The following is an 11,499-nucleotide window of genomic DNA, read 5'->3' on the forward strand; positions in this document are numbered from 1 at the left end:
GATCTATTTATTTATGAATATTATGTTAATCAATGTTAAACGACAATTTTCTACTTTATATTACAAATTTTTTCAAAAAAATTAATCCAGTAATTGACAAAATTATTTCACTATATTATTATTGTAATAATACCTAAAACCAAGTGTATTAAAAAGAGTTATTAGTATTATTTGTTATCTTGATAATAAAAATACAACTGGAAAAATAATGCATCTTTGAAAATTAAATAGGAGGAGAGATATGAACACAAAAAAAATCGCAGCTATCATAACTCTTGTGGCAATGGTCACGAACTTGTCTGCTAGCACAACTAGTGTTTTAGCACATGAATTAACTAACAAAGATGAAGTAACAAACACATCAAGTAAAATTATTCAAACAAGTCAATCAAATGGCACAAATGAAAATGACACTGAAAAAGAGTCAAAACAAAATGTATCGAGAAACGTTACAAATAGCCTAAAAGCAGGAATTAAAAAATTTGCTAAGACTGATGGGAAATTTGAAGAGGCTTATAACAAGGCATTCAAGGTTGATAATTCTGAGATTGCAAGTGTTAGAAGTAATGATGGTTCTTCAACTGAAAATCTTATGAAAGCGTTTGACGACGATACGCAAACATGCTGGTCTTCTAGAAGATTAAACAGCGATACTTTCACAAATGAGATAGTTGTAACATTAAAAGAGTCTATGAAAATAGACACAATGATTTACGGTGGTACACCATATTGGCAAAAAGGATATGCAGAAGAATTTGAAATCTATGCATCAAATACTGATGATGGTGACGACTTTAAATTAATAGCAGTCGGAGAGCAAGCCGCATGCCACGACATAAAAGAGATAACATTTAAACCAACTGAATTAAAAAGATTTAAGTTTGTATACAAAAAAGGTAACTTAAATCAAGCAGCATCATCTGTTTTCTGGTTATACAAACATGATGAATTAAAAGCAACTGTAGATAATCTTTTTACAGATGGTACAATGGTAAAACTAAAAGATGAATATAACAGCGAAGAGGCGATAAATGCTTTAGAAGAAAAAGTAAACAAACATCCTTTAAAACATCAATTAGTTAGCAATATTGAAATAGCAAAAGAGCTTTTAAAGGAAGAAAAGGATTTTTCTGATAGAACATTCACGCTTACACAGTATGGGAATACTCATGAAAAAGCAAGAAGCCAATTAGGTATGTCTAGATATGGGACAGACTTACAATCTACAGGTATAGTAGGAAGACCAGGACAAGTATTTAAAGTATTTGTAGAGGCAGAAGACGGTGCACCACTTCCACAAATCGTATTTTCTCAACAAGAAGGTCGTTTTGGACATTGGAAACAAGAGTACCAATTAAAGAAAGGTCTTAACGTTATAACAGTACCTGAGATTTATAACGATTCATGGAGTCAAAAATCTATAAAAGGTGGACCTGTTTATTTAATGAATAGATATACACCACAGCAACAAGGGAAAGCTCCAGTAGTTCGTATAGAAGGTGGAGAAGAATTTCCATTATATAACTCTGGTGATGACAAAGCTGAGTTCTTAGAAAAATTAAAAGCATACAAAGCTAAATTAGACAAAGACCCAGCAAATACAGTAGACGTATATGAATTTAATACAACAAGATTTATGTATACAGGTACTGCAAAAGCAGCATACCAAGTATATGTAAATGAAGGGGTTGATGTTGAGGAAAGTGTTCAAGTATGGAACACAAGAATCCAAGATGCGTTTGAGCTTTCTGGATTAAAAGACGATCCATCTGACCCAACTAACGACTCAACAAACGTAAGAACATCAATAAGACTTATGCAACCTTATGGGGCAGCATATGCAGCATCAGACCATATAGGTGTGCAAAGACACATACAAGAAATAATATTAAGAACTGACCAAGACAGCATAAACAGCATACTTTGGGGTATGTTGCATGAAGTTGGGCACCAATTAGACATAGCGACTAGAGAATGGGGCGAAATCACAAACAACATGTACTCAAACAACGCTTATATTAACGATGGTACAGGAGATAGAGCAGCATACAGCAAAATACACAATTTATTAGCTCCAGACGATTCATCAGTAAACTTTAACAATCTTGATGGAACTATACAATTAGGGATGTTCTGGCAATTACAACTTAAAAAAGATACATATTGGGCAGAGTTAGACTCACTTTATAGAAAAAATAAACCAAGCGTTAATGGTGAACAACAAAAAAGAGACACATTAGCACTTTATTCTTCAGAAGTCCTAAATATGAATTTGACAAACTATTTTGAAAAATATGGATTTACATTATCAGATAGTTGTAAAAAACAATTAAAAGAGAAATTCCCAAATGATTGTGAAAAAATCTGGTACTTAAATGGAGACGCATTAAGCTACGACGGAGAAGGTTTCAAAGGTAAAGATACAGGATTAGAAGTATCTGTGTCTAAATCTTCAAAAGGCGTAAAATTAACTATGAACATAGACAAAGATGTTAAAAATGACTTACTTGGATATGAAATAATCAAAGATGGAAAAGTAATCGCATTTACAACATCAAACAGTTACACAGACTCTACTGAAACAAACACAGACTCAGATGTAAGTTATGAAGTTGTTCCTTATGCTTTAGACTTAACAACAGGAGATAACGTTGGAGTAAGTACATTAAGTCCAAGCATAAGTGTACAACAAAGTTCATTAGTATTAAAATTAAATGATAAATTTAATCCAATGGACTATGTTAAAGGTTATACCCATTTAGGAGAAGAAATAACATCAAATATAAAAGTTAAAAGTAATGTAGATACTAAAACTCATGGTAACTACACAGTTACATACACATTAAACGACAACGGACAAACTGCAACAAGAGTAGTTAAAGTAGAAGTTGTAAGTGATTATGACTATTTATCAGACTTTAACTGGGAATCTACTTCAACAGCTTGGGGAAGTCCAAGAAGAAACTCTAACATATCTGGTAGAATAAACGGAGATATCAAAAAATTTGAAAAAGGTTTTGGTATACATGCAAATGGTAAAATAGTTTACGATTTATCAGACAAAAACTACGACAGATTTGAGGCTTTAATTGGTATTGATACTTCAATCCAAGAAAACGACAAATCAAGCGTAACATTTAAAATAGTTGCAGACGGTAAAACTGTAGCGACTACAAGTGTTATGGGTTATTATGACAACATGATAGATGTAAATATACCTGTAAGCGGAGTTAAAAAATTAGAAATACAAGTTTATGACGGTGGAAACGGAAATACATGCGACCACTGCATAATAGTTAATCCAAAATTAACAACAAACAACGGAAAACCGAGAATAACTGCGCAAGAGAAATTCTTAAAACTTGGCGACACATTAGACCCAAGAAAAGACGTTAAAGCTCACGACCAAGAAGACGGAGATTTAACATCACAAATACAAATAATCTCAAACAACTTTGTAGAAAACAAAGTAGGTAGATATGAAGTTGTATATGAAGTAACAGATTCAAACAACAACGTTACAAGAACAACAGGATACGTAACAGTATCAGAAGATTATAAAACAAAGAGATCTAGATATGGTAAATTCAGCAATTTACAAGCATATAACGACGCATTTAAATTACCTGTAGTATCTATAAAAAATAATGCAGGACACTACGGAAGCAGTAAAATACAAAATGCACTAGATGGCAACATAAACACTCACTGGGAGACAAATACACCAAACAGTTCTACATTTAAAAACGAAGTAATATTCGACTTAGGTAAAGTACAAGAAATAAGCAGAATGGCTTATGGTGCAAGACGTGATGCATACAACAAAGGTTTCGCATCAAAATTTGAAATATATGTATCTACAAGTGAGTCAGGAGATGACTTCTACTTAGCAGGAAGTGGTTCATACACAACAGGTTCTACTAACGACTTTGTAGAATTTAAAATGAGCAATGTAAGTGCAAGAAGAGTAAAATTCAAATTTGTTGAAGCTCGCGAAGGATGGGCAAGTTTATGTGAAGTAGCATTCTACAAAGAAGATAAATTATCTGACAAAATAGAAAGCTTATTTACAGACGAAACAAAAACAGACGTAGCAGAAAGTTACAACACATTAGAAAAACTAAATGCTTTAAGAGAAGAAGTAAAAGACCACCCAGCATACGAAATATTCAAAGTTGAATTAGACAATGCTGAAAAAATAATAAAAGCTAAATATCCAACTATAAACGTTGAGAAATTAACAGCAGTAGACAAAGACGCTGAGTTTGACTTAATGGCAGATGTTGAGGCGACTGACCAAAAAGACGGAGACATAACTTCAAGCGTAGTAGTAGAAGATGGAGGATTCTCATCATCTAAAATAGGAGAATACACAGTAAAATATTCAGTAACAAATACATTAGGATTAACTACTGAAGTAGAAAGAAAAATAATAATAACAACAAATGAAGATACTTATATATCTGATTTAGATTGGAAATCTGCAACAATAGGTTGGGGAACTATAAGAAAAGATAGATCACTAAACGGAGACGCTATAAAACTTTTAAACAAAAATGGCGAAGTAGAAACATTTGAAAAAGGTATAGGAACTCATGCTCACTCAGAAATAGTTTATGATTCAACAGAATACGACATATTCGACACATGGGTTGGAATGGACCAATACGTAGCAGGAAGACCTGCACCACGCGTTAAATTCAAAGTATACGTAGATGGAAAATTAAAAGCTGAAACAGATTTAATGAAAACTGATTCACCAAAACAACACATAGTAGTAGATGTTAGAAATTCTAAAGAAGTTAAATTAGTAGTAGAAAATGGGCCAAACGGAATGAATGCAGACCATGCTGACTGGGCTGATGCTAAATTCAAAAAGATACCTAAATTTGATACAACAGAACTAGAAAAAATTCTAGAACAAGCTAAAGAATTAGACTTAAACAACTACACACAAGAATCTATGGAAAGATTAGAACAAGCTATAGAAGCTGGTGAAGAAGCTATGACTTCTAAAGACCAAGAAATAATCGAAGCAGCTATAGAAAACCTAACAAGCACAATAGATTCATTAGTAAGAGTAAACTTAAACGAAGTAGTACAAATAAGAGATGAATATCTTAAAAAAGCAATCCAAAAAACACTTAACATTTCAGGCAATGTAACAATAGGTGATATGAGAAAACTTACATCACTTAAATTGTCAGAAGTAACAAGTTTAGAAGGATTACAACACGCGATAAACTTAGAATCATTAAACATAGAATACAATGAAATAAGAGACTTATCGCCACTAAAAAATCTTAAAAAATTAACAAACTTACAAGCAAGCCCTCTAGGTGGCTTAGTGTCAGGACGTATCTATCCAGTAGATAACAAAGCGACAATAAACCTAGACGTTATAAATAGACAAGGAGTAAAACTATCTCCAAAATCTATAATAGTAAAACATAACAAAACACATGAAATAGTAACATTAGACGCAGCACAATACACAAAAAATGGCGTAGTTACACTAGATACAACAACTTTCGATAAATATCTTTATACAATAACACTAGTATACGAAGATACTTACGATAACTACGTATCACAATTTATGTTTATGCTTGACAATAGATAAACTAATTGATTAATTAATGTTTATCCTAAATAATAGAGAAGTCTAATATTATAAAAATGATATCTAAACGTGAATAAAGATATCAAACTTAAGTAAATAAAAGTCATCAACAATAAAGATTAGAATTTAAAAACTAAAATTTAAAAACTAAAAACTAAAGGAGACTATCACAAAATATTTTGGAGATAGTCCCTCTTTATTCAAAAAAATAAACTAGGAGTAGGGTATGTTTAAGAAAAAAGTAGCAATACTAACTTTAGTATCGGTTATTTCAAGCTTTTCAGCTAATACAACAGCAGTCTTAGCACATGAATTAACAAAAAACGAGGAAAAAATATCAACACAAGAAAATTCAGCAGATAATAACGAAGAATCTAAAACAGCACAAAACTTAGAAACTTCACAAGAGGAAGAAAAGTCTCAAGAACAAGAGAAATCTCAGACAGAAGAGTCTAAAGAAACATCACAAGATTCTCAAGAAGAATCTACTGAATCAACTGAATCAACAATAACTAAAAAGACTATAACTTTAACTCAAAACGGCGACACAAAGGCGAAAGCCAGAGAGAACTTACGCATGGTTTCTTTCGGTACAGATTTACAATCAACAGGTATAGTGGCGAAGCCAGGAGAAAAAATAACAATTTATGTTGAAGCGGATGACAATGCACCACTTCCAAGAGTGGCATTCACTCAACACGAGGCACATTATGCAAACTGGATAAGAGAATATCAACTACAAAAAGGGAAAAACGTGCTTACTGTTCCTGAGATATACAGCACTTCTTGGGAAAATAAAACTGTAAAAGGCGGAGCCTTATATTTAATAAATAGATATACAAAAGAGCAACAGGGCGCAGCCCCAGTCGTTACAATAGAAGGAGGCGAAGCCTTCCCAACATACAAAGAAGGTGACGACAAAGCACAATTTATAAAAGAATTAAAGGCATACAACCAAAAACTAAAAGAAGACCCAGACAACACAGTAGATATCTTTGAATTTACAAGCAACAGAATACTTTACACAGGAACAACATCAGCAGCATATCAAGTATATGTAAAAGAAGGCGTAGACATCCTAGAAAGTGTAAACAATCTAAACGGACAAATTCAAGATGCGTTCGATTTCTCAGGACTAAAAGACGATCCATCAGATATAACTAACGACTCAACAAACGTAAGAACACCAATAAGACTTATGCAACCTTATGGATTAGCATATGCATACGGAGACCACGTCGGAATCCAAAGAGACTACGAACAATCAATGCTTAGAACAGACTTATCAAGTCTAGGCTCTGTAATATGGACAACAGTCCACGAAGCAGGACACCAAATGGACATAAGCGCGAGAGAATGGCCAGAAGTAACAAACAACATGTGGGCAAACAACGCACACATAAAAAATGGCTTCCAAGACAGGGTCAACTACACATATTTATACAAATACTTAGCACCAGAAAAATCACTAAGAGGATTTGACACATTTGACTATTTTCAACAACTAGGGATGTTCTGGCAGCTACAACTTAAAAAAGATACATACTGGGCAGAACTAGAAACACTATACAGAGAGAGAAAACCAAGCCCAAGAGATTATCAACACAAAAAAGATATCCTAGCTACATATTCTTCAGAAGTATTAGGCATAAACTTAACTTACTACTTCGAAAAATACGGATTTACACTATCAGACGAGTGCAAACAAAACCTTAAAAAATACCCAGACTCAAACGAAAAACTATGGTATTTAAATAGCACAGTTATAGGATACACTGGATCTGGCTACACTAACACAGACACAGGATTAGAGCTTTCAATCTCAAAAGTAAAATCAGGTGTAAAACTAAGTATGGCAATAAACAATAGCAAAAAAGATGATCTACTTGGTTACGAAATACTAAAAGACGGAAAAGTAATCGGATTTACATCATCAAATACATACATAGACGAAAATGCAACAGACGACAACGCACAATACGCAGTAATTCCTTACGCAAAAGACTTAACTTCAGCAAACAAAGTTGAAATTAACTCAAAAATGCCGAGCATAAGCATCCAACAAGAGAAAATAACTCTAAAAGTAGGAGAAAAATTTGACGCAAAAGCCTATGTAAAAGGTCTTACTTACACAGGAGAAGACATAACATCAAACATAAAAATAGAAAATAACGTAAACCCTAACAAAAAAGGAAACTACACAGTAAACTACGAGTTAACTAACGAAGGTCAAACTACAATAAGAAATATTGAAGTCGAAGTAGTAAGCGACTATGACTACTTATCAGACCTTTCATGGGAAACAATAAAAACAGCTTGGGGAATACCAAGAACAAACACAAACATCCAAGGTATGGTTCACGAACAAGTAACTAAATTCAAAAAAGGTATCGGAATCCATGCAAACGGAAAAATAACATACGATTTAAGCGACAAAGACTACCAAAACTTTGAAGCATTAATAGGTGTAGACACAGCAGTAGGTCAAAACGACTACTCAAGCGTAACTTTCAAAATATCAGCTGACGGCAAAACTCTAGCAACAACAAACGTAATGCAATACGGAGACAACCTAGCGTACATCAACGTTCCAGTAGCAGGAGTAAAAGAATTAGTAATCGAAGTTTACGACGGTGGAAACGGAAACACATGCGACCACTGCATAATAGTTAATCCAAAATTAACAAAAAACAACGGAACACCAAAATTCACAGGAGAAGATAAAATCGCATTTAACATAAACGAAGATATCGACATCCTAAAAGGAATAAAAGCAACAGATGCCGAAGACGGTGACCTAACACAAAACATACAAGTAGAAACAGACTACATAGAAGGAAACACAGGAATATTTAACGTAAACTGCTCCGTAACTGACAACGATGGCAACAAAACAACATTCAAAAGAACAGTAGTAGTATCAGAAAAAGAAACATACTTATCTGACTTAAACTATGAATACGGAACAATAGGCTCAGGCTACATAGGAAAAGATAAATCAGTAAGAGAAGAAACAATCCAACTTCTAAACGAAGACGGAACATACCAAGAATTCAAAAAAGGTATAGGAACACACTCTTACTCAGAAATAGTTTACGACTCAACAGGTTACGACATATTTGACACTTGGGTAGGCCTTGACAAATTCGTCTCAAACCAAGAAGCATCAAGTGTAATCTTCAAAGTATACGTAGACAACGAGCTAAAAGCACAAACAGGCTTAATGAAATCAGATTCGCCAAAACAACGTTTAATAGTAGACATAAGAAACTCTAAAAAAATAAAACTAGTAGTAGAAGAAGCAGACAACGGCGACACTTGGGACCACGCTGACTGGGCAGATGCCAAATTTAGAAATCTTTCAGAATTTGACTTAACAGAATTAGAAAAAATATTAGAAGAAGCAAACTCACTAGATCTAAACAATTACAGTGACGAATCAGCAGAAACTATAAAAAACGCAATACAACTTGCACAAAACACACTAAATTCTAACAACCAAACAAAAATAAATAAAGCAGTAGAAACACTAAGAAATGCAATCGACACTGCAGTAGAAATAGACCTAAGTCAAATAATACAAATAAAAGATAAAACACTAAAACTAAGCATCCAACAAGAACTTGGACTACCAGGCGAAATCAGACTAGGCGACATAAGAGAACTTACATCACTAAACGTTCAAAACAAAAACATAAAAACACTAGAAGGACTACAATACGCAGTAAATCTAGAAACACTAAACATAAAAAACAACGAAATAAAAGATTTATCGCCACTAAAAAATCTTAAAAAACTAAATAATTTACAAGCAGACCCACAAACAATAAACGAAGACTGGTTTTGGGCAAAAGGCCAAGGCGTAGAAGTAGACTTCAACATAACAAACAGAAAAGGCCAAAAACTAAACCCAACATCTATAGTTATAAAAGACAATAGAACATGGAAAACAACAACACTAAACATAGAAGAATGTACAAACAACAACGGAAAAATATCATTCAGTACACAAAACTTCTACAAAGGAATACACACACTTTATCTAACATACCAAGATAAAGACGACAACTACAAAACAGAAATAACATTCTTAATAGACAACAGAGAAAAATAAAACACAAATAGCTAACTAATTAAATTAAAATAAAATAGTTAACTAAAAAATAACACAAAATTATACTTCTTAAATATTAACAAATAGAAAAAGACGTGAAGAAAAATGCACCCGACAGCTGCACAAACTTCACGTCTTTTATTGTATTATTTATATATTATTTATATTAATAATTAATTGATTAATTACGTGATTAGTTGCTTAGTATTACTTTATTATTGTAACTATCGTATTATTTTACTATTTTTATATATATGACTCTATTTAATAACTTTGTGATAAATGTGATAAATTTTCTCAATTTATAAGGGATTATAAGGTAATATTTATTACTAGATGAATAATTATTATTTGTATTTAATATTTAATATTTAATATTTACTGTTTACTATTTGTATATATTTATATAGAACGATAAAATTTAGAGCTGAAAAATTTAAATCTGAACATTACATTTTACATCATATAAAAATATAAAAATATATTAATATATTATGAAAAACATATAAATTACAGCATATTATATAAATAGCATATTATATTATATAAACTCAACTTTTCTATTTTGAATTTGTTTTTGAGTTACGGACAGGTTTATTGTCGTAATTTCTGTAAATAAACGACTAATTCGACTTATTTCGTTAACTTCTTGCAATATAAATAAAAAAGCATGCCATGATAAATAATTATTTAAATACTTAGTTGCTACTCCATGAAAATTCGACAACCAACGAGATAATTTATGGTTATACATATGAACATGATGTACAGAATAAATTAAATCTTTCATTCTACTTTTGGCTTTTTTGAACTTAACATTAAGTTTAAACGCAGCTTCTCTATATAAACCACTACTAAAAGCACATATAGTTGAATTTTTATCTAATTTACCTTCAAAGAACGACACAATATCTTGATATTTTCTATTAATATTTGACACTAAAGGAGGATTTTCTACTATTCTTGTAAGAACATGGCCATTTCTATCCATAGCGGTACTAATTTTTACTTGAACTGGTTTTAAATATTTTTGTGGATTTTTTAATAAATAATCACAGTTTCTAAAAGTCCAACCGACACAACGTGACAAATCTTCATATTCAAAATTATAAAAATAACGATCTTCTTCAATAGTTTTTTTAGGACTTTTACCTTTAAATGATTCATTTAGATTATATTCATCTGCAGAAATAATTCCTTGAAATGATTGATTTCTCAAGGATAAATTTAATACATCTAAAATCCTATGGCGCATAAAAAATGATGTTGGTATGCTTACACCTACTTTTTGAGCACAATGTTTTATTGTTCCACCTTCTATCATAAAACGACAATATTTTATCCATGTATCGAGACTTAATTTAGTATTAGAAAGAGGTGAAAAACTTCTTTCATCAAATGTAGTTCTACAATTTTTGCAAATATATCGTTGACGATTATTTGTTTTCCCATTTTTATTTAACTTAGAATGTCCACATTTTGGACATTTTAATCCATTTTTAAACCTTCCTCGAAGTATTTCGATATTTTTTTCTGAATCATTAGGGAAATTTCTCAAAAATTCGTCATCAGAACCCAATACGATTCCATAATAGTAGGCCATTTTTATTTTATTTTGAATTATATTAATTAAAGATTGCAACTCTTTTTTAGTCAAGTTATTAGTTAAAGATTCTAGGTTTTTAATTTCACTTTCTGTCATAGATCTTAGATATTTACTTACTAATATTGGACTTTCTGTTTGTCCCAAGAACATATTGGC

At 31.9% G+C, this 11,499-nt stretch carries 3 protein-coding genes; 2 read left to right on the top strand and 1 reads right to left on the bottom strand.

Translation table 11 applies throughout. The annotated features are described in order from the left end of the window. Nucleotides 1-241 precede the first annotated feature (241 nt). On the top strand, nucleotides 242-5,623 hold the full coding sequence (locus I4U58_RS09195; protein ID WP_195931004.1) for an NPCBM/NEW2 domain-containing protein: 5,382 nt from the start codon (nucleotides 242-244) through the stop codon (nucleotides 5,621-5,623). Nucleotides 5,624-5,849: 226 nt separating this feature from the next. Next, on the top strand, nucleotides 5,850-9,737 hold the full coding sequence (locus tag I4U58_RS09200; RefSeq protein ID WP_195931005.1) for an NPCBM/NEW2 domain-containing protein: 3,888 nt from the start codon (nucleotides 5,850-5,852) through the stop codon (nucleotides 9,735-9,737). Nucleotides 9,738-10,278: 541 nt separating this feature from the next. Here the strand turns inward: I4U58_RS09200 and I4U58_RS09205 are convergent. Next, the coding region (locus tag I4U58_RS09205; protein WP_195931006.1) for an IS1595 family transposase at nucleotides 10,279-11,499 on the bottom strand (1,221 nt) is incomplete at its 5' end.

Source organism: Clostridium sp. 1001270J_160509_D11 (assembly GCF_015667935.1).
In the GTDB taxonomy this organism is placed as follows: domain Bacteria; phylum Bacillota; class Clostridia; order Peptostreptococcales; family Peptostreptococcaceae; genus Intestinibacter.